16 protein-coding genes and 3 pseudogenes are annotated in these 17,742 nt (G+C 71.3%); 6 read left to right on the top strand and 13 right to left on the bottom strand.

Annotated elements, in window-relative coordinates; genetic code table 11:
- Both JS521_RS07400 and JS521_RS07395 read right to left on the bottom strand, forming a co-directional pair.
- A partial coding sequence (locus JS521_RS07400; RefSeq protein ID WP_205081918.1) for a serine/threonine-protein kinase occupies nucleotides 1–922 on the bottom strand: 922 nt, incomplete at its 3' end.
- 80 nt (nucleotides 923–1,002) lie between these two features.
- Nucleotides 1,003–1,269 (bottom strand): hypothetical protein, encoded by a 267-nt coding sequence (locus JS521_RS07395; RefSeq protein ID WP_239486902.1) that lies wholly within the window; start codon nucleotides 1,267–1,269, stop codon nucleotides 1,003–1,005.
- Between the two features lie 127 nt (nucleotides 1,270–1,396).
- Here JS521_RS07395 and JS521_RS07390 point away from each other — a divergent pair, with 127 nt between their 5' ends.
- Nucleotides 1,397–2,158 carry an IclR family transcriptional regulator gene (locus tag JS521_RS07390; protein WP_205081917.1) on the top strand — a complete coding sequence of 254 codons (762 nt, stop codon included), beginning with the start codon at nucleotides 1,397–1,399 and terminating at the stop codon, nucleotides 2,156–2,158.
- 32 nt (nucleotides 2,159–2,190) lie between these two features.
- On the opposite strand, the gene JS521_RS07385 is transcribed toward JS521_RS07390, so the two are convergent.
- The 10 genes and pseudogenes from JS521_RS07385 to JS521_RS07340 all read right to left on the bottom strand — a co-directional run bounded on the left by JS521_RS07385 (nucleotide 2,191) and on the right by JS521_RS07340 (nucleotide 12,756).
- The gene (locus JS521_RS07385; protein ID WP_205081916.1) at nucleotides 2,191–2,835 is read right to left on the bottom strand and encodes a DUF1345 domain-containing protein; all 645 of its coding nucleotides are present in this window, start codon (nucleotides 2,833–2,835) and stop codon (nucleotides 2,191–2,193) included.
- 256 nt (nucleotides 2,836–3,091) lie between these two features.
- A complete protein-coding gene (locus JS521_RS07380) occupies nucleotides 3,092–3,268 on the bottom strand; it encodes a hypothetical protein (protein WP_205081915.1) in 177 nt (58 codons plus the stop codon).
- A 7-nt stretch (nucleotides 3,269–3,275) separates the two neighbouring features.
- A complete protein-coding gene (locus tag JS521_RS07375; RefSeq protein WP_205081914.1) occupies nucleotides 3,276–5,804 on the bottom strand; it encodes an ATP-dependent Clp protease ATP-binding subunit in 2,529 nt (842 codons plus the stop codon).
- Between the two features lie 101 nt (nucleotides 5,805–5,905).
- Nucleotides 5,906–7,630, bottom strand: a complete 1,725-nt coding sequence (locus tag JS521_RS07370) for an acyl-CoA dehydrogenase family protein (RefSeq protein ID WP_205081913.1) — start codon at nucleotides 7,628–7,630, stop codon at nucleotides 5,906–5,908.
- Between the two features lie 95 nt (nucleotides 7,631–7,725).
- Nucleotides 7,726–8,292 carry a PadR family transcriptional regulator gene (locus JS521_RS07365; RefSeq protein ID WP_205081912.1) on the bottom strand — a complete coding sequence of 189 codons (567 nt, stop codon included), beginning with the start codon at nucleotides 8,290–8,292 and terminating at the stop codon, nucleotides 7,726–7,728.
- Between the two features lie 62 nt (nucleotides 8,293–8,354).
- A pseudogene (locus JS521_RS07360) lies at nucleotides 8,355–9,614 on the bottom strand (cation:proton antiporter); the annotation flags it as partial.
- Nucleotides 9,615–9,630: 16 nt separating this feature from the next.
- A pseudogene (locus JS521_RS07355) lies at nucleotides 9,631–10,468 on the bottom strand (CocE/NonD family hydrolase C-terminal non-catalytic domain-containing protein); the annotation flags it as partial.
- A pseudogene (locus JS521_RS07350) lies at nucleotides 10,383–10,915 on the bottom strand (ATP-grasp domain-containing protein); the annotation flags it as partial. The pseudogenes JS521_RS07350 and JS521_RS07355, both read right to left, overlap by 86 nt.
- An 84-nt stretch (nucleotides 10,916–10,999) precedes the next feature.
- Nucleotides 11,000–11,728, bottom strand: a complete 729-nt coding sequence (locus JS521_RS07345; RefSeq protein ID WP_372448562.1) for a GAF and ANTAR domain-containing protein — start codon at nucleotides 11,726–11,728, stop codon at nucleotides 11,000–11,002.
- Between the two features lie 551 nt (nucleotides 11,729–12,279).
- Nucleotides 12,280–12,756, bottom strand: a complete 477-nt coding sequence (locus JS521_RS07340) for an STAS domain-containing protein (RefSeq protein WP_205081910.1) — start codon at nucleotides 12,754–12,756, stop codon at nucleotides 12,280–12,282.
- A 219-nt stretch (nucleotides 12,757–12,975) separates the two neighbouring features.
- Between JS521_RS07340 and JS521_RS07335 the strand changes: the two genes are divergently transcribed.
- The 5 genes from JS521_RS07335 to JS521_RS07315 all read left to right on the top strand — a co-directional run bounded on the left by JS521_RS07335 (nucleotide 12,976) and on the right by JS521_RS07315 (nucleotide 16,697).
- Complete coding sequence (locus tag JS521_RS07335; RefSeq protein ID WP_205081909.1) at nucleotides 12,976–13,713, top strand: GAF and ANTAR domain-containing protein; 738 nt, start codon at nucleotides 12,976–12,978, stop codon at nucleotides 13,711–13,713.
- A gap of 359 nt (nucleotides 13,714–14,072) precedes the next feature.
- Complete coding sequence (locus JS521_RS07330) at nucleotides 14,073–14,399, top strand: plasmid stabilization protein (RefSeq protein ID WP_205081908.1); 327 nt, start codon at nucleotides 14,073–14,075, stop codon at nucleotides 14,397–14,399.
- Nucleotides 14,400–14,457: 58 nt separating this feature from the next.
- Nucleotides 14,458–14,931 carry a DUF5709 domain-containing protein gene (locus tag JS521_RS07325; RefSeq protein ID WP_205081907.1) on the top strand — a complete coding sequence of 158 codons (474 nt, stop codon included), beginning with the start codon at nucleotides 14,458–14,460 and terminating at the stop codon, nucleotides 14,929–14,931.
- A 39-nt stretch (nucleotides 14,932–14,970) separates the two neighbouring features.
- Nucleotides 14,971–15,645, top strand: coding sequence for an HAD family hydrolase (locus JS521_RS07320; protein WP_205081920.1), 675 nt, complete (start codon nucleotides 14,971–14,973; stop codon nucleotides 15,643–15,645).
- A gap of 251 nt (nucleotides 15,646–15,896) precedes the next feature.
- On the top strand, nucleotides 15,897–16,697 hold the full coding sequence (locus JS521_RS07315; RefSeq protein WP_205081906.1) for a SigB/SigF/SigG family RNA polymerase sigma factor: 801 nt from the start codon (nucleotides 15,897–15,899) through the stop codon (nucleotides 16,695–16,697).
- 98 nt (nucleotides 16,698–16,795) lie between these two features.
- On the opposite strand, the gene JS521_RS07310 is transcribed toward JS521_RS07315, so the two are convergent.
- Nucleotides 16,796–17,734, bottom strand: a complete 939-nt coding sequence (locus tag JS521_RS07310; RefSeq protein WP_307847801.1) for an iron-containing redox enzyme family protein — start codon at nucleotides 17,732–17,734, stop codon at nucleotides 16,796–16,798.
- Nucleotides 17,735–17,742: the final 8 nt, after the last annotated feature.

The raw sequence follows: 17,742 nt of genomic DNA, 5'->3' as shown, positions 1-17,742 counted from the left end.
GCGTGGGCGCGGGGGCGGGCATCCGCAGCCGCTCGGTGATCGACCCGGCGACGGCTCGCGGGAGCCAGCCCTCGCCCTGGCGCAGGGGTTCGGGTGAGATCTCGTGGCACATCCGGATGATGTCGGCCAGGGCCGGACGGTCGGCCGGGTCGCGGCTGAGGCAGCGGGTGACCAGGGGGCGGAGTTCGTCGGGCAGCCGGCTGAGGTCGGGGTCCTCGTGGACGATCCGGTAGAGCACCGCGTGCGAGGGCCCGTCGCCGAACGCGGGCGCGCCGATCGCGGCGTAGGCGGCGATCTGACCCAGGGCGAAGACGTCGGTGGCCGGGGTGACCGTGCCGACCGCCGCCTGTTCCGGCGACATGAACGCCGGAGTGCCGACGCTGACACCCGTACCGGTCAGGGCAGTCGTGTCGGCGGCCCGGGCGATGCCGAAGTCGATGACGCGCGGGCCGTCGTCGGCGAGCAGGACGTTCGCGGGCTTCAGATCGCGGTGGACGATGCCCGCCCCGTGGATGACGCCGAGCGCCTCGGCCACCCCGACCGTCAGCAACAGCACACTGCGCAACGGCAGTCCGCCGTGCCGGGCCACCGCGTGCGCGAGCGAAGGACCCGGTACATAGGCCGTCGCCAGCCAGGGCTGCGGGCCCTCGGTGTCCGAGTCGATCACCGGGGCCGTGTACAGGCCCTGCACGCGCTGCGCGGACCGCACCTCCTGCTGGAAACGCCGCCGGAACTGCGGATCCTCGCTGAACTCGGCCCGGATCACCTTGATCGCGAGCGGCCGCCCACCGGGCGTGTACGACAGGTACACCTTGCCCATGCCGCCCGCGCCCAGCACGGCGGCCAGCCGGTAACCCCCCACCACGGTCGGGTCGTCGGCCTTGAGTGGCTGGAACGGACCGGTCGAAGGTGCGCTGCTCATAAGGTCCCCCTGGTCACGGCAGTCCGGAGCCCGCACGTGCCCCGAAGATCAGACGAGAGCGTATCGAATGCGGGGGCGGGTCAGGGGCTGGCCACATCGAAGGTGTACCGCAGCGGCGCCCGGTCCGTACGGGGATCACGGCGGTAGACGTACAGCGCCGATACCCGCACGTCCCCATCGGGGTCGTCGGGCCCGGCGGGGCCGTCCGGCGGGCAGGGGCGGGTCACCTGCAGTGTGTGCGGCCGGTCGGCGACCCTCGTGCGCAGCCCGTCGGCCGGACCTCCGTCGAGCACCGCGGATTCCCAGCGGGCCGTGCCGTTCCTGTCCGTCCAGTCCATCCTGTCCATGGAAACAGTTTATCTATTGCGCAATTCATGAAGGTTCACGAGGTCCCGCACACCGGGCCGGGCGCTGTCCGTCCGCCCGGAGGAGAGCGGCCTTGCCGCACCCCGGCACCGGGTCCATCCTGGTCCCATGGGTGACCAGCCCGGCCGCGAGCCCACCGTGTCCGTTCGGCAGGACCTCCGGTTGCTGGAGGCCGCCGGAGCGCACCCGGCCGGCGCCTCCGTGCCTCAGCTGGCCCACGACGCCGGACTGCCGGAGGTCACCGCCCGGCGGCTGTTGCACGAGCTCGCCCGGGACGGCTATCTGGACGAGCTGGACGACGGCGCGTTCACCCTCCGCGAGCGGGATCCCCGCCTGCGAGCCGCCGCCGACGGCCTGGCGCTGCAGGAGCGCATCCGGCCCCTGCTCTCCTCGCTGCGCGACAGCCTGTCCGCCGCCGCCTACCTGACGCTCTACGACGAGGGCGAGATCCGGGTCCTGGAGATCGTCGACAGCCCGCGTACCCCACGGGTGGACGTCTGGGTGAGCTTCCAGGAGGCCGGGCACGCCACCGCGCTCGGGAAGAGCGTGCTGCGCGAGCTGGACGAGGAGGCGCGCGCCAACTACCTCTCCCGGCACACCCTGGCCGACCTCACCCCCCGCACCATCACGCACCGGGAGGAGCTGCTGCGGCAGCTCGACGCGGCCCCCTCGGGCCCGCTCTCGCTGGACCGGGGGGAATACTCCCGGGGCACGACGTGTGCGGCGGTCCCCGTGTACAGCGGTGACCAGGTCGGTTCGATCGGCATCTCGTTCCGGTCGGACCGGATGTACCGGACCACCGAGGTCAGGGCGCAACTGCTGGAGTCGGCGCTGCGCGTCACCCGGCGGCTGACCCTCCCGGACTGCTGATCCGGCCCCCGTTGCCAAGGGGCATCGGCCCCTCAGCCGGTGACGATGCCGGCGACCAGGTTGATCGTTGTGGCCAGGATGCTGGCGCCGAAGACGTACGACAGCAGGCAGTGGCGGAGGGCGACGGCGCGGATCCTGGAGGTGGAGACGTTGTTGTCGGAGACCTGGTACGTCATGCCCAGGTTGTAGCTGAAGTAGAGGAAGTCGATGTAGCGCGGCGGCTCCTTCGTGTTGAAGTCGATCCCGCCGCCGGGCGTCTGGTGGTAGATGTACGCGTAGCGGGCCGCATACATCAGGTGGAGCGCCGCCCAGGACATGAACACGCCCCCGAGCGCCAGGGCGGCCGCCGTGTGGCTCAGGTCCGAGTCGCCGATCAGCAGCAACAGCACGATGCCGACCAGACCGGACAGGGCGGCCGTGACGACGACGAGTTCCTCGGCGAGCGGCCGGAACTCCTCGCGCAGGGCGTTGTCGTGGGTCGCGGTGGCGTCCATCGGCCACAGAACGAGCCATCCCGTGACGACGAAGACGGCCTGGGAGAGGGCTATGCCGACGAGGAAGCCCAGCGGCACGTTGGTGAGGAGGACGCCGACCAGCCCGCCGACGGCGGCTCCGACCAGGACGGAGCCCGCGAGCCGGGGAACGGCGGGGAGCAGGAACCGACGGTAGGTGTTCATGTGGTTCATGAGGGGCCTCACCTGGCTGCCCGAGGAGCCTGAGCCCTCCTCCGCGAGGTGTTCCCCGCAGCCGGGGGCCGGACCATGTCAGCGTATGCGCGGGTCATCCCGCCCGCAGTCCGGCAACTACAGCACCCCGAGAGCGACCAGCCGCCGATCATGAAACACGTCAAAATCACGGTGGTGCCGGGCGCCTGAGCAGTGGGTCAGTGGGAACGGCCCGGCCGGGTTCCGCGGCCGGGCCGTCCCCCCGGCCCTAGTCGGTCTCCTTCTCCCGGTTCTTCCTGTCCGGAGAGAGGCTCATTTCCTCGCGGTCCTCCTCCAGGCGCTCGTCGAGCCGCTTTTCTTCCGGGCGGCGGGGCAACCCGCGGCTGTGGCCGGTGTCGGGGTCGCCCTCGACCTCTTCGTTCGACTTGTGGTGGTGATGGGACATCAGTCACTCACTCCTTGCCGTCTGCGGTGTCGGCGGCGGGGGTCTCTCCGGTCCCGTCGCCCTTGCGGATGGAGCAGTGCAGGGAGTCGTCGACCACGTCGGCGACGATCGTGTCCCCGGGGTCGGCTTCGCCGCCGAGCAGCAGGGAGGCGACGCGGTTGTCCAGTTCGGTCTGGATCGTGCGGCGCAGCGGACGCGCGCCGAACTCCGGCTGGTAGCCGTGGGCGACCAGGAGTTTCTTCGCCGCCTCGGTGACCTCCAGGGTCATGCCCTGGGCGTGGACCCGGTGCTTGCTGCGGTCCAGGAGGTGGTCGACGATCTCGGACAGGTCGTCCTCGGTGAGGCTGTGGAAGACGATGATGTCGTCGATGCGGTTGAGGAACTCGGGCAGGAACCGGCCGCGCAGGTCCTCCATCAGCTCGTCCTTGAGCTCGGCGGCATCGCCCTCGTGGGCGAGGATGCGGTGGGCGCCGATGTTGGACGTCATGATGACCACGCAGTGCCGGAAGTCGACGGTGCGACCCTGTCCGTCGGTGAGGCGGCCGTCGTCGAGGATCTGGAGCAGCGTGTTGAAGACGTCGGGGTGCGCCTTCTCGACCTCGTCGAACAGGACGACGCTGTAAGGGTTGCGCCGCACCTTCTCGGTGAGCTGGCCGGCCTCGTCGTAACCGACGTATCCCGGAGGGGCTCCGACGAGCCGGGCGACCGTGTGCTTCTCCTGGAACTCGCTCATGTCGAAGCGGATCATGCGGTCGTCCTGGCCGAACAGCAGCTCGGCGAGGGTCTTGGCCAGCTCCGTCTTGCCGACGCCGGTGGGGCCGAGGAAGAGGAACGAGCCGACGGGCCGGTTCGGGTCGCCCATGCCGGCGCGGTTGCGGCGTACGGCTTCGGAGACCGCGGTGACGGCCTCGTCCTGGCCGACGATCCGGGCGTGCATCTCCTCCTCCAGCTTGAGGAGCTTCTCCTTCTCGCCGGCCGTGAGTTGGGAGACGGGGATGCCGGTGCGGCGGGAGACGATGTCGGCGATGTCGGAGGCGGTGACCGAGACGACGCCCTCGCGGCGCTCCTCGATCCCGGCGAGTTCGCCCTCCACCTCGGCGATCTGCTGCTTCAGCCCGGACGCCTTCTCGAACTCCTCGCCGGCGACGGCCTCGTCCTTCTCGCGCCGCAGTTTGGCGAGGCGGTCCTCGCGGCTGACGACCTCGGTGGAGCGGTTGGCGCTGCGCAGCCGTACGCGGGCCCCGGCCTGGTCCATGAGGTCGATGGCCTTGTCGGGCAGGAAGCGGTCGCTGATGTAGCGGTCGGACAGCTCGGCGGCCGCCGTGAGGGCCCCGTCGGCGAAGCGGACCTGGTGGTGGGCCTCGTAGGCGTCCCGCAGCCCTTCGAGGATCTGTACGGTCTCCTCGACGGTGGGCTCCGGAATCAGGACGGGCTGGAAGCGGCGCTCCAGGGCGGCGTCCTTCTCGATGTGCTTGCGGTACTCGTCGATCGTCGTCGCGCCGACGACGTGCAGTTCGCCGCGGGCGAGGGCGGGCTTGAGCATGTTGCCCGCGTCCATGGAGCCCTCGCCCGTGGCGCCCGCGCCGACGACGGTGTGGAGTTCGTCGATGAAGAGGATGATCTCCCCCTCAGCCTTCTGCACGTCCTCGATGACCTTCTTCAGCCGCTCCTCGAACTGGCCCCGGTACTGGGCCCCGGCGACCATGCCGGACAGGTCGAGTGAGACGACCCGTTTGTCCTTGAGGGTGTCGGGGACCTCGCCCGCGACGATGCTCTGGGCCAGGCCCTCGACGATGGCGGTCTTGCCGACGCCGGGCTCGCCGATGAGGACGGGGTTGTTCTTGGAGCGCCGCGAGAGGATCTCGATGGTCTGCTCGATCTCCTCGGCCCGCCCGACCACGGGGTCGAGCTTCCCGGCCTTCGCCTCCTCCGTGAGGTCCCGGCCGAACTCGTCCAGAGTGGTCGCGGGCTGCTTGGCCCCGCCGGGAGCCCCGTCCGGGCCCGCCGCCCGGTCAGCCGCGCCGCGCAGCTTGCCCACATCGAGATCGTCCGACCCCAGGAACCGCCCGGCCCCGGAGTCCGCGTCGTCGATGAGCGCGCCGAGGATGTGCTCGGGCCCGATGTAGGACACCCCGGCCGCCTGCGAGCGGGCGTAGGCGGCGGTGAGGGTCCGCTTGGCCGCCGGGGTGAGCCCGGGTTCGGCGGACGGCTCGGCGGACTCCCGGGGCAGCACCCCGTCGAGTTGCGCGGCGAGCGCGTCGGGGTCGACTCCCGCGCGGGACAGCAGCCCGCGCGAGGGTTCGACCTGGGTCGCCGCCCACAGCAGATGCTCGGTGTCGAGGTCCGCGGTGCCGTCCTCGGCCGCCTTGCTCGTCGCCCGGCCCAGCAGCTCGTGGGAGGACTCCGTCAGCAGCCGCCCGATCGGGACGCGCTGCATCGCGGGGGGCGAGGAGGCGGGCGACATACCGAAGAACCGGTTCAGCAGGTCACTGAACGGATCGGACGGACCGAGGGGTGAACCGAACGCCATCGACATGTCTGCTCCAGGGAGGGCGAGGGGGCCCTCCCACTCAAACGCGATGTCCACCACCCCGCAAACGGAGCGGCCCCCCGGTGCCGCCCCGTCCGGAGGCCGGCCTACTGCGCCATCTCGTACGCCCCCGACAGCGCCTCCACGCGCTCCCAGATCCGCGCCGAACGGGCCGCGTCGACGACGGGACGGCGGACCGCGCCCAGCGCCCAGTTCTGCTGGTCCCCGGTGGCGGAGTCCTTGCCGTGCAGCTCGACGGCGTGCGCGGAGAAGTCGCGGACGAGCACGGCGAACAGCTCGTCCAGCAGGTCCTCGTCCAGGCCGGTGAGCCGGGCCTGCTCCAGGATCAGCTGGCCGTGGACGACGAGGGCGAAGAGCTGGCCTACGGCGAGGAGGAGGTCGAGGTCGCGGCTCTGCTCCTCGTCGGGGGCGGCCGTCTCGACGAAGGTGCACAGGGCGTCCGCCTGCTCGCGGAAGCGGGCGACGTTCGGCACCTCGGCGTACGCGTCGAACGCGGTGCGCCAGTCGTGGAAGCGTACGGAGCCGAGGCCCCGCGCCGGTCCCTGCTGGAAGAGGAACGCGTCGTCGGCGGCGTCGAGGCGGGTCGGGACGGCCGGGTAGTCGACCGGGTTCAGCAGGTGGTTGTGCATGAACTTCAGGATCAGCGCGAGGTTCACGTGGACCGTGCCCTCCAGCTTCGGCAGGCCCCGGATCTCGATGGCGGCCTGGGCGAAGTAGTTGTCCTTCTCGAACCCCTTGGCGGCGATGACGTCCCACATGAGGTCGATGACCTTCTCGCCCTCCGTGGTCACCTTCATCTTCGTCATCGGGTTGAAGAGGAGGTAGCGGCGGTCGTCGGGTCCGGCGGAGCGGAAGTAGTCGACGGCGCGGTCGCTGAACAGCTTCATCCCGACGAGCCGGACGTAGGCGTCGGTCAGCTCACGGCGCACGTGCGGGAAGGCGGTGACCGGGCGGCCGTAGAGGATGCGGTTGCTCGCGTGGGCGACCGCCTCGTACATCGCGTGCTCGCAGATGCCGATGGAGGCGGTGCAGAGGTTGAACTTGCCGACGTTGACGGTGTTGAGCGCGGCGTCGAAGGCGGCGCGGCCGGTGTGCAGGATGTCGGCAGGGGCCACCGGGTAGTCGGCGAGGCGGAACTCACTGACGTACTTGGAGGAGTCGACGACGTTCTTCACGAGCTGGTACGCCTCGTGGCGGCTGTCGGCGGCGAAGAAGACATAGCCGTCGGGGCCCTCGACGTCGGTGCGCCGGCCGAAGACGGAGACGAGACCGGCGGCGTTGCCGTTGCCGATGTAGTACTTGGAGCCGGAGGCGAGGAAGCCGCCGTCACCGGTCGGCTCCAGCAGCATGTCGGTGGAGTAGATGTCCGCGCCGTGGGTCTTCTCGGAGAGGCCGAAGGCGAACACCTCACCCTGGGAGAGGAGTTCGGCCGCACGGTCGCGGGCGTCGGCGTTGTCGCTCTGCCAGACCGGGCCGAGGCCGAGGATGGTCACCTGCCAGGAGTACCAGTAGTCGAGCCCGTAGAACCCGAAGATCTCGTTGAGGGCGGCGATCCGGGCGGTGTCCCAGCGCTGGTCCTGCTCCTTGGCCGCGGAGGCCGGGGTGAGGAAGGTGGCGAACAGGCCCTCCTTCGCGGCGAAGCCGAGGAAGTCGCCGAGCCAGGCGCGGGAGCGGTAGTCCTCGATCAGCCGGCGCTTGCCGCGCGCCTCGAACCAGTCGACCGTGGCGCGGAGCAGCCTGCGGGTCTCCGGGTCGAAGTGCTCGGGGTCGTAGGTGCGCGGGTTGAACAGGAGCGACGCGGAGTCGGCCATGGCGGGTGCCTTCCGGGAGGTGAGGGTTCGCGGGGTGCGGGTTTGTGGGCGTGAGGGTTTCGTCGGTGGTACGGAGGTGGCGGGCGGCGCGCCGTTCAGGCGCCGGGGCCCGCGGCTTCGAGCCGGTGGAGCGTGGTGAGTACGTCGTCGAGCCAGGCGATCGTCATGCGCTCGTACGCGATACCGCCCCGCAGCACGACGTGCTGGAGCTCCTGGCCGGCGTCCTGCGGCGCGGGGGCTTCGGGCCCGGTGAAGTCGCGCAACTCGCCGGCGAGGTAGTGCGCGAGCCGGTCGCGGTGCACCTGGCGGTGGCGCTCGACCTCGTCGATCAGGGCGGCCGGGTCGTCGAAGGCCGCGCCCCGGATCTTCACGGCGAGGTCGTGCCGCAGGCTCTCGGGCTCGATCGGCTTGTGCAGCCATGCGGCGAGGGCGGCGCGGCCGGGCCCGGTGACGGAGTATTCCTTCTTGTCCGGCCGGCCCTGCTGCTCCACCTCGCGGACCAGGAGCAGGCCGTCGGTGACCATGCGGCCGAGCACGCGGTAGATCTGCTGGTGGGTGGCGGTCCAGAAGTACCCGATGGACCGCTCGAACCGCCGGGCCAGCTCATAGCCGGAGCCGGGCCGCTCCAGCAGGGAGACGAGGATCGCGTGGTCGAGGGCCATACCGCGATCCTTCTATGCAACTCGTTGCATAGACAAGTCCCGGAGCCCGCGTAGCGACGCCCGCGCGCCGAGCGTCGGTCGAGGTAGGAGGTCACCGGGGCCGCCGCGACCCCGTGGACCACCACGGAGATCAGGACGGCGAAGACGACGACCGCCCACATCTCCCGTTCGTACGACCCGAATTCGCCCTCCCCGCAGGCGTAGGCGAGATAGAAGAGCGAGCCGATGCCCCGGATCCCGAAGAAGGCGGTGGCGGTGCGCTCGTTCGGGCGGCCGGGGCCTCGCAGCTGGGCGATCCAGCCGGAGGCCGGACGAATGAGGAGGTGCAGCAGCACACCGACCGCCGCACCCCTCCAGGTGAGCGCGGCCAGACCGCCCGAGGCCAGGAAGGCACCCACGCCGAAGAGGAGCAGGGCCATCAACAGGCGTTCGATCTGCTCGACGAAGGAGTGCATCACCTGGTGGTAGCCGTGGCTGTGCTCCGACCTGCGGAGAGCGCACGCGGTGGCGAAGACCGCGAGAAAGCCGTAGCCGTGCAGGGCCTCGGTGACGCCGTAGGACAGGAAGGTCGCCGCCAGAGCCACGAACCCCTCGCCCTGTTCGGCGAGCCGCAGCGACCTGGCGCGGGACCGGAAGAGCAGCCGCCCCAGCAGGAGGCCGGTGGCGAGACCGGCCGCCACGCCGACCGAGATCCGTACGAGCACGTCGCTCCAGACCCAGTGCGCCAGCCAGCCCCCGGTCCAGCTCTCCCCGGCGGCGGCAAGGGCGATGGCCGCGAGGACGAACGGGAAGGCGAGGCCGTCGTTGAGCCCGGCCTCGCTCGTCAGCGCGAAGCGGACCTCGTCCTCGTCCTCCTTCTCGGGGGACGGCTCCCCCACCCGCACCTCGGAGGCGAGCACGGGGTCCGTCGGCGCGAGAACCGCGGCCACCAGGAGCGCCACGGACACCGGCCAGCCGAGCAGCCCCCAGGCGGCGAGCGCCGTCACCCCGATCGTCAGCGGCATCGCCAGCCCGAGCAGCCGCCAGGTCGAGGCCCAGGACCGCCACCCGAAGGGGCGGTTGATGGCCAGACCCGCTCCCATCAGCGAGACGATCACGCAGAGCTCGGTCAGGTGGTGGACCCAGATCCGGTCGGCGACCGGATCGAACGTCGGCAGCGGCAGCGGTGTCAGGTAGAGGAACACCCCGGCGGCGAGGAAGACGATCGGCACGGACACCGGCAGCCGGGAGAGCAGCCGGGGCAGGACTGCGGCGAGGAAGGCGCCGATGCCGAGGCATCCGTACACCGCGCCCTCGGTGGTGATCTGCACGTCGGCGCTCATCCTCCGTGTCGGGTCATCAGGCCAGTTCCCGGGGAACGGTCTCGTTCCAGGTGCGGGAGAAGACCCGGGGGCCGTCTTCGTAAGCGTCCAGCGTGGCGTCGACGGTGAACGCGTCCGCGTTCCACGTCAGTACGGTGCTCGTCTCGACCCGGACGTCCCAACCGGGCCTGGAGAACCGCATGGTCCACGCGGACCGGCCGGTCAGGGAGGAGAAGTCGTCGGCCACGGAGGTGTACTTCTCGCAGGCCCGCAGCCCCACCTCGATGCCGTTCTCCTCATAGCGCTGCATCCCCCGGTCCTTCACGATGTCGAGGGCCGAGTGGTAGTCCACCAGGCTCCTGGCCACGTTCCAGGCCCGCTCGGGCTCGGTCAGCCGGGTGACGGGCGGCGGTCGGCACCCCTCCGGTTCCCCGAAGTCCGCCTGGGGGCATGCCGTCCGGCTCCTCGGTGGGGCGTACGGGCAGCGTCAGCGCGCCGCCGTCCTCGTGGACGGTGAGCAGGACGGGTTCCGGAGCCGGCCACACCAGGGGCCAGTACGAGGTCGAGAGGGAGAGCCGGACACGGTGGCCGGGCGGGAACGCCTGCGCGACCCCGTTCAGCGGGATGCGGACGTGGCAGCGCGCGCCGGGCTCCAGTGGCTGCGGGTACTCGTCGCTCTCGCGGTGGGTGAGGTTCAGTACGCCGTACGTCACGCGCGTGGCGCTGCCGTCGGGTGCGACGTCGGAGATCCTGGCGGTGACCTGGGCGACCGGAGCGGACGCCGACACCTCCAGGTCGACGGAGGGCGAGCCGAGGATCTCCAGCCGCTCGGCGGAATTCGTCCATGTCCGAGACGCCGAAGGCAAGCTCGGAGGAGTAGGCGAGCGCGGGCTTCAGCCACATGGGGAAACTCATGCCCTCCGGCGGCTGCGGATCGTCGCTCTCCAGATCCACCATGCCGAAACGGGGGTGCTCGTCGATGACCTTCCGCTGTTCCACCCGGCTCCAGTACTTGTGCTCGCACTTGACGACGGATTCGAGGCTGGTGCTGGTCGTTCCGTACTCCTTGCTCAGGAGGGGGACGAGGGTGCTCACCGGGAAGTCCCCGTAACCGACGATGGCGTCGATTCCGCCCTCGTGCGCGTCGAGTACGGCGCGCGCGTCAGCAGTTCGTCGACGGTGTTCGCGTCCTCCTGCAACTCCTTGACGGAGAGCAAGGGATGGAGACGGTGGTGACGGGCGTCCGGAACGGCCTCGAGCGTTCGCAGGTTCGCCTCGTCCAGTCCGATGATGAAGATGTTCTTGCGCTGGCCCTGGGACACGGGTTCTTCTTTCGGCTCGACGGCAGGACTTGCGCCGACTACCCGTGTGCGCGTGTTCAAACGACGTCACCCGGAACCGGGGTGTCAGGCCCGGGGCCGGATGCGGCCCTCCGGCGGGACCTCGCCGGTGATGCTGGCGATCAACTCGGCGCAGAGCTCGCGCAGTTTGATGTTGCGGTGCTGCGATGCGGTGCGCAGGACGTCGAACGCCTTCTCCGGGGTGCAGCGTTGCTGCCCGACGACCACGCCGATCGCCTGGTCGATGACGGTGCGCGAGCGCAGGGCCGCCTCCAGGTCCGCGGCGAACTCCTCGGTGTCCGCGATGCGCTGGGCCAGTGCGATGGCTCCGGTGGCCTGCGCGGTGAGCAGCCTCAACGCCGTCAGGTCGGCCGTGTCGAAGGCGTGTGGGACGGGCGCGTACAGGTTGAGCGCCCCTGCCGTGTGGCTGTGCGGGGCGATCGGCAGCGACATCGAGGAGCGGGCGCCGCAGACGGCCGCGTACGCCGGGTAGTCGGCCCAGCGGCTCTCCCGCAGGGTGTCCGGCACACTGACCTCGCGGCCGGTGCGCATCGCCTGGAGGCAGGGGCCGTCGTCCTGCCCGTACTGGGCCTCGTCCAGTTTCGTGGCGCTGGCCCCCACGCTGGACACGGTGACGGGACGCCCCAGCCGCTCCAGCGTGATGCCGCAGCCGTCGGCCTCCTCCACCAGGGCGAGGGCGCCAAGGGCGAGGGCGCGCAGGAACTCGTCCAGCGACGTCGTATCCAGGAGCAGCGCGGTCGTGTCCGGCGCCTCGGCCACGGGCCTGTCAGTCATGATCATCTCGTTCTGGGCGGTGTCCCGCCGCTGAAAAGGGCGGGGCAGAGCTGAGCGGCGCGGTCCGGGCCGCAGGGAGGGGGCAGCCGCCACCTACGCACCGGCGCCGAGCGGGCTCCGGGCGTGGGGCGGTGAGGGGTCAGACGTCGCTGCGGGACGGCCGCTGAAGGGCGGGCGCGCCGGCGCCCGCAGGGGGAAGGATCGTCGGCGGGGCGCCCGCGGGGTGGTGTCTCGTCGCGGGTGGCCGGGCACTGGACGGCCATGGAGGAGTGTGCGAGGCACCGGAAGCGCCGACGGCCGGGGGCATGGCCCAGGCCATGAGGGCGACACGGCGACGAGGACAGAGGTTCACAGGACACTCCACGGAGGCAGGAAGAATTCACAAGGGCCGTTTCCTGACCTCCAGCCCTTCATTATGCCCTCATCGCCCGGCGCGGTCGGCCCGGCATCGGGAAGCCGGGCCGGCACGTCCCGAAAACGCCCCGGCACGACGGAAACCGCGCTCGCCGAAGGCTCCGCCCGCGACGTCGGCCCCTGTCAGTGCTCCCCGGTCAGTGTTCCCCCGGGAAGCGGGGGCGGGAGGTGTCTGCGTACGGGCCGAGCGGCCCCCTCGCGGCCCGGGCGGCAGGCAGGGCACTCCGCCGTTCGCCGGGCTTCCCGTTCCAGGGCGCCTCGGGCCCCGGCCCGCACCCCCGGCTGCGCAGCGCCGCGCCCGGGAGCGTGGAGGCGACCCGCAGGACGCGGTGGAGGCCGGCGGCGCTCAGCACCTCGCGGGCCGTGTCGTGCCCGGCCACCACCGCCATCGAGGCCCCACGCTCCTCGGACAGGCCCCGCACCCGCAGGAGCAGCCCCAGGGCCCGGGGGGTCAGCAGGGGGGTGCGGATGTCCACGATGAGCGCCCGGGGCCCGCAGCACGGCAATAGCCGGATGATCTCGCGCTCGACCTCCGACTCGTTGTCGAGGTCGATCGTCTCACCCAGTTCTACTACCAGGTGCGTGGCATCGAGGTGATAACTGAGCAGGAACACGGTCACTCCAGGGAAGCAGGGCTGAGTGCGCGGCCGCTTCCTGACCTGCGTATCGCGCGTATACCCAGACTTCGGCGCTCGACACCTGCCGCGGGCACAGGCGCGGAACAAGACGCGCACCCGGAGGCTCGTGGCGGGGCCGCAGCCGGAAGGGCACCGCGCTCCAACGCGTATGGTGCGATGCTGGTGCACAGGGTTCAGGCCCGGAAAGGAGCGACCATGACCGACGACGGAGTGCTCACTCCGGGTCCGCCCGACCTCGTCTCCCTCCTGCTGGACACCGACACGCTGGACGACTTCCTCCGGGCGCTGGCCGGGAGCGCCCTGCGCATGTCCCCCACGGCCGATGGTTGCGGGGTCACCCTGGAGCGTCAGAACCGCCCCCTGACCGTGGCCAGCGCGGGCATCAGCGCACCGCCGCTGGACGAGGCGCAGTACGGGCAGGACGACGGCCCCTGTCTGGAAGCCCTGCGCGAGGGACACGAGGTCAGCGTCGGCGACATGCGCGAGGAGGACCGGTGGAACGGCTACCCCGCCTTCGCGGTCGCCTCCGGAACCCGGTCGTCGCTGTCGCTGCCGATCGCGGCGCACTCCCACACGGCGGGCGCCCTGAATCTGTACTCGCCCAAGGAGAACGGCTTCGCGGACGCCGATCTGAGCGGCTTGCGCTCCCTCGCCGCCCAGGCGACGGGGGCCGTCGCGCTCGCCCAGCGGCTCTCCGACACCCGGACCTTCAACGCCGACCTGGAAGCCGCCCTCCAGTCGCGCGCCGTGATCGACCAGGCGGCCGGCATCGTCATGAACCAGCGTCGGTGCAGCTCCGAGGAGGCGCTCCAGACCCTGCGCACCGCGTCGCAGCACCGCAACGTGAAGCTCCGCGACCTGTGCGCCCAGTTGGTCGGCAGCGTCTCCGGCGCCCCTCCGACCGCCGGCCCCGGCCTGCGTCCGCGTCCGTGACCTGAGGGCGGGGACGTACGGGCGAACGCCGCCTTGGGGAATGTTTGGCCTCGGCTGCGGGGGTTACTCCAGCATCAGGTTATCCGGCGTACGCGGAGCTCAGGCGCCGACCGGTTGGGAAAGCAGCCATCGGCGCCGTCCGCCGGCTTCCGGACTTCAGGACTTCGGGACTTCGGGACTTCGGGACTTCAGGGAAGCCACTCCTTCTCCCGCCTCCAGGGGCGATGTTCCGGTGTGCGTTGTTTAGTGGGATCCGTACGGGAAACGCGGTGGGCGTCCCCCGAGGGCAAGGGGGGCGTCGCCGCGCCGGGTGACGGTTCCGGGCCCGACGCCCCCTGAGACGGAGTGAGGAGCACGTCATGCCGGCTGGATCCAACAAGAAGCGTGAGCGGCAGTACGAGCACATCAAGGAGAGCCAGGAGGAGCAGGGCGCGTCGACGGGCCGGGCGAAGGAGATCGCCGCTCGGACCGTCAACAAGCAGCGCGCCCGGTCCGGCGAGTCGAGGACGGCGAGCAGGACGTCGACGCAGGACAAGAAGTCCGCCTACGAACGGGGCGGCGAACGCTCCCACAAGGGCGCGCAGGGTCCGACGAAGGACCAGCTCTACGCGGAGGCCAGGAAGAAGAACATCGACGGACGCTCCGCCATGAGCAAGGAACAGCTCCGCAAGGCCCTCGGACGCTGACGCCCGCCGCCCCGGGCAGCATCCGGGGCAGGCCGCCCGCACGACGGAGGAGCAGGACATGCCCGCAGACGCACGCGGCGACGATGTGTACCAGCCGCAGGACGACGACGGCCGGATTCCGCCGAACGACGAGCTCGACCTGGAGAACACGCTCGGCGAACGGGATCTGGACGACCAGATGGAAGAGGGCTACTCCCCTCCCGAACGCCCCCTCGGTGTCACGAAGTTCGGCACGACGGCGGCGGAGGAGCAGCGCGGCGAGTCCCTGGACCAGCGGCTCGCCCAGGAGGTCGACGATGTGGAGCCGCCCGCCGGCGACGGCATCGGCGACCTCGCCGAGGGCGACGGGGAACCCCGGGAAGGGTCCACCGTCGAGCCCCGGGCAGGCCGGCTCAGTGCGGCGGACGACGCGACCGGACGGGAGAACGACGTGTTCGCCGAGGACGTGGGCATCGACGGCGGCGCGGCCTCGGCCGAGGGAGCGGCCGTGCATGTCACGGACGAGGCGGACATCCAGGGGCGCGAAGCCTGACGGCGGGGGCAGCGAGTGAGCGGCGAGGAACGGGTGAGCATGGCGGGCGCGGCGGTCTTCGATGTGGACGGCACACTCACGGACACCAACCACCTCCATGTGGTGGCCTGGTGGGAGGCGTTCCGGCAGGCCGGGCACACCGTGCCGATGCCGGACATCCACCGGGCGGTCGGGCTCGGCTCCGGTGATCTGATCGAGCGGCTGCTGGGGGCCGACCGGGACACCGAGCAGGACGAGTCCATCAGCTCCGCGCACACCGTGCTCTACGCGACGTACTTCGACCGCCTCCCGGCCTTCCGGGGCGCGGGCGAACTGCTGCGCACGCTGGCCGGACGCGACTGGCGGGTCGTCCTCGCCACTTCGGCGAGCGGGGCGGAGCTGGCAGCGCTGCGGCGGGCGGTGGACGCGGACGAGGCGATCCAGGACACGGCGAGCTCGGACGACGTCGACCGGGGCAAGCCCTCCGCCGAGCCCGTGGAGCTGGCCTGCCGACTGGCCGGCGTCACCCCGGAGCAGGCGGTGTTCGTGGGCGACACGGTGTGGGACATGGAGGCGGCGACCCGGGCCGGGGTGCGCGCGGTGGCCCTCCTGTCGGGCGGCATCCCGCGCGCCGACCTGGAGCGGGCGGGAGCGGAAGCGGTCTACCGGGACGTCGCCGATCTGCTCGACCACCTCGAAGACAGCCCTTTCGGGCCGGGCCCGGGCCCCGGCTGACGCGCGGACCGGAGACGTCGGCCTGCGCCCGACAGCCACGCGCGTATCCACACGACAGCCACGCACGTGTACGCGGCAGCCACCCACGTTGATACGACACCCGGTCACGTTTAATAACCATATCTCTGGGTATGGGCTGTTTTGTGCTTCGGACAAGAGGTGCGCCCGTGGGATTCCGGGCGGCGTCTTCGTCCGGCCCGGTGATCATCCCGCGGCGAGCCGACCCCACCGCCGACGAGGAGTGACCACCTATGCAGGCCGCAGCCGTCCCCGATCCCGATCCCGACCACGCCACGGAGACCCGGTCGCCCGACCAGGCGTTCCAGCGGCTCCGGGCTCTTCCTCCGGGCCCGGAGCGGGAAGCGCTGCGCGACGAGACGATCTGCACGTGGCTCCCGATGGCCCACCGGATCGCCACCCGCTTCCGTAACCGCGGCGAATCCATGGACGATCTGCGACAGGTGGCCGCTATGGGGCTCGTCAAGGCGGTGGACCGCTTCGACCCGCTGCGGGGCAAGGCCTTCGAGACCTATGCCGTACCCACCGTCACCGGCGAACTCAAGCGGCACTTCCGCGACCACACCTGGGATGTCCATGTGCCCCGCCGGGTCCAGGATCTGCGCAACCGGGTGCGGGTGGCCCGTCGCGACCTGGCACAGGAGATCGGCGGCAGGGCCCCGACCTGCGCCGAGGTCGCGGCCGCCACCGGGCTCAGCGAGGACGACGTGCTGCTCGGTCTGGAGGCCCTGGAGAGCTACAGCGCCCTCTCGCTGGACGCCGAGCCCGCGGGCGCCGAGGGCGGCTCGCCCTTGGCCGACCGGCTGGGCTCCTGCGACGCGGCGCTGGACGTCGCCATCGACCGCGAGGCCGTCAAGCCGGGGCTGCGGGGGCTCTCGGAGCGGGAACGGACCATCCTGTACCTCCGCTACTTCCGGGACATGACCCAGGTCCGGATCGCCGAACAGCTGGGCATCTCGCAGATGCACGTGTCGCGGCTGCTCAGCCAGTCCTGCGCGCGCGTGCGCGACGGCGTGCTCCAGGGAGCCGCCTGACGGTCCCGGACGGCCCGATCCCGGGCAGGTCAGGGGATGCGCAGGGTCTTGATCATGCCGTCGTCGCTCGACGCGCATACCCTCAGTCGCGCCGCTTCTCAGGGCTGTGCCAGAGGTGTACGCAGGGCCGAGCGGTCCTCACGCCACGCCGCCAACAGGTGGTCCCCGAGGAGGTCCTCCAGGTGTCCGGTCACCTCGATGCCCAGCACGACGTCGACCGCCAGTTCGGGCTCGTCCTCCAGCAGGCCGCCGATCACCTCGTGGCGCACCACCTGTTCGTGGACCGCGTCGGCTTCCACGTGCTCGTCGTAGAACCGCCTGGCGGCGGGGCCCGCGCCCGCGCGGCGCAGGGCCCGGGCCAGCCGCCTCGACCCGGGGGGTGAGGTGATCTCCACGGTGGCGAAGTGCCCGACGAGCGCGCCGCGCAGCCGCCGGTGCAGGCCGAACAGGGACATCATGTTGACGACGGCCAGCGCCTGGGCGGGCGCGGCGTCGAGGTAGCGGCCGTACCGGGCGTCGAGGCCGAGGTCGGTCATCAGGTCGGCGAAGAGCTGTGCGTGGACGTTCTCCGCCCGCCCCGCCCCGAATTCGTCGAACTCGACGGCGACCATCGCCGCCTTGGCCCGGCCCCGGAGCCTGGGCACCACCCACAGGTGCGGATCGGCTTCCTTGAGGTGGTAGAGGGAGCGGACGGCAGCGTACTCGCGCAGCTGCCACAGTTCCCCCTCCCGCTGGAGGTGGTGGCTGACGCTGTGGCCGTCGTCCCCCACGGGTTCCAGCTGGAGCGCGTCCACCGCCTCCGCCACGTCCTTCCCGCCCGAGCCGCAGTCGCGGCGCAGCGCGTCCAGGAAGACGTCCTCGGCCGCCGCGCGCACGCCGAGCAGCGCGGGATCCCATTCCAGGCGCTCGTCCACCCCCGCGAAGCCCCGGTAGTGCAGCTCGTACAGGACGTACAGGAGCAGTTGGAGGTCGTCCCCGTACGGGTCGGAGCGGCGGACCGCGCCGGCGTCGGGCAGGCGGGTACGCCCGCACCCCACCCAGGGGA

Origin of the sequence: Streptomyces durocortorensis (assembly GCF_016901035.1) — a bacterium.
Taxonomy (GTDB): Bacteria; Actinomycetota; Actinomycetes; order Streptomycetales; family Streptomycetaceae; genus Streptomyces; species Streptomyces durocortorensis.
This window is presented reverse-complemented; position numbering and strand designations above follow the sequence as displayed.

What these genes read in the sequence shown, in the direction of transcription:
- JS521_RS07395 (WP_239486902.1), bottom strand. Translation starts at nt 1,269, where the DNA reads ATGGACAGGATGGACTGGACGGACAGGAACGGCACGGCCCGCTGGGAA.
- JS521_RS07390 (WP_205081917.1), top strand. Translation starts at nt 1,397, where the DNA reads ATGGGTGACCAGCCCGGCCGCGAGCCCACCGTGTCCGTTCGGCAGGAC.
- JS521_RS07385 (WP_205081916.1), bottom strand. Translation starts at nt 2,835, where the DNA reads ATGAACACCTACCGTCGGTTCCTGCTCCCCGCCGTTCCCCGGCTCGCG.
- JS521_RS07380 (WP_205081915.1), bottom strand. Translation starts at nt 3,268, where the DNA reads ATGTCCCATCACCACCACAAGTCGAACGAAGAGGTCGAGGGCGACCCC.
- JS521_RS07375 (WP_205081914.1), bottom strand. Translation starts at nt 5,804, where the DNA reads ATGTCGATGGCGTTCGGTTCACCCCTCGGTCCGTCCGATCCGTTCAGT.
- JS521_RS07370 (WP_205081913.1), bottom strand. Translation starts at nt 7,630, where the DNA reads ATGGCCGACTCCGCGTCGCTCCTGTTCAACCCGCGCACCTACGACCCC.
- JS521_RS07365 (WP_205081912.1), bottom strand. Translation starts at nt 8,292, where the DNA reads ATGGCCCTCGACCACGCGATCCTCGTCTCCCTGCTGGAGCGGCCCGGC.
- JS521_RS07345 (WP_372448562.1), bottom strand. Translation starts at nt 11,728, where the DNA reads ATGACTGACAGGCCCGTGGCCGAGGCGCCGGACACGACCGCGCTGCTC.
- JS521_RS07335 (WP_205081909.1), top strand. Translation starts at nt 12,976, where the DNA reads ATGACCGACGACGGAGTGCTCACTCCGGGTCCGCCCGACCTCGTCTCC.
- JS521_RS07330 (WP_205081908.1), top strand. Translation starts at nt 14,073, where the DNA reads ATGCCGGCTGGATCCAACAAGAAGCGTGAGCGGCAGTACGAGCACATC.
- JS521_RS07325 (WP_205081907.1), top strand. Translation starts at nt 14,458, where the DNA reads ATGCCCGCAGACGCACGCGGCGACGATGTGTACCAGCCGCAGGACGAC.
- JS521_RS07320 (WP_205081920.1), top strand. Translation starts at nt 14,971, where the DNA reads ATGGCGGGCGCGGCGGTCTTCGATGTGGACGGCACACTCACGGACACC.
- JS521_RS07315 (WP_205081906.1), top strand. Translation starts at nt 15,897, where the DNA reads ATGCAGGCCGCAGCCGTCCCCGATCCCGATCCCGACCACGCCACGGAG.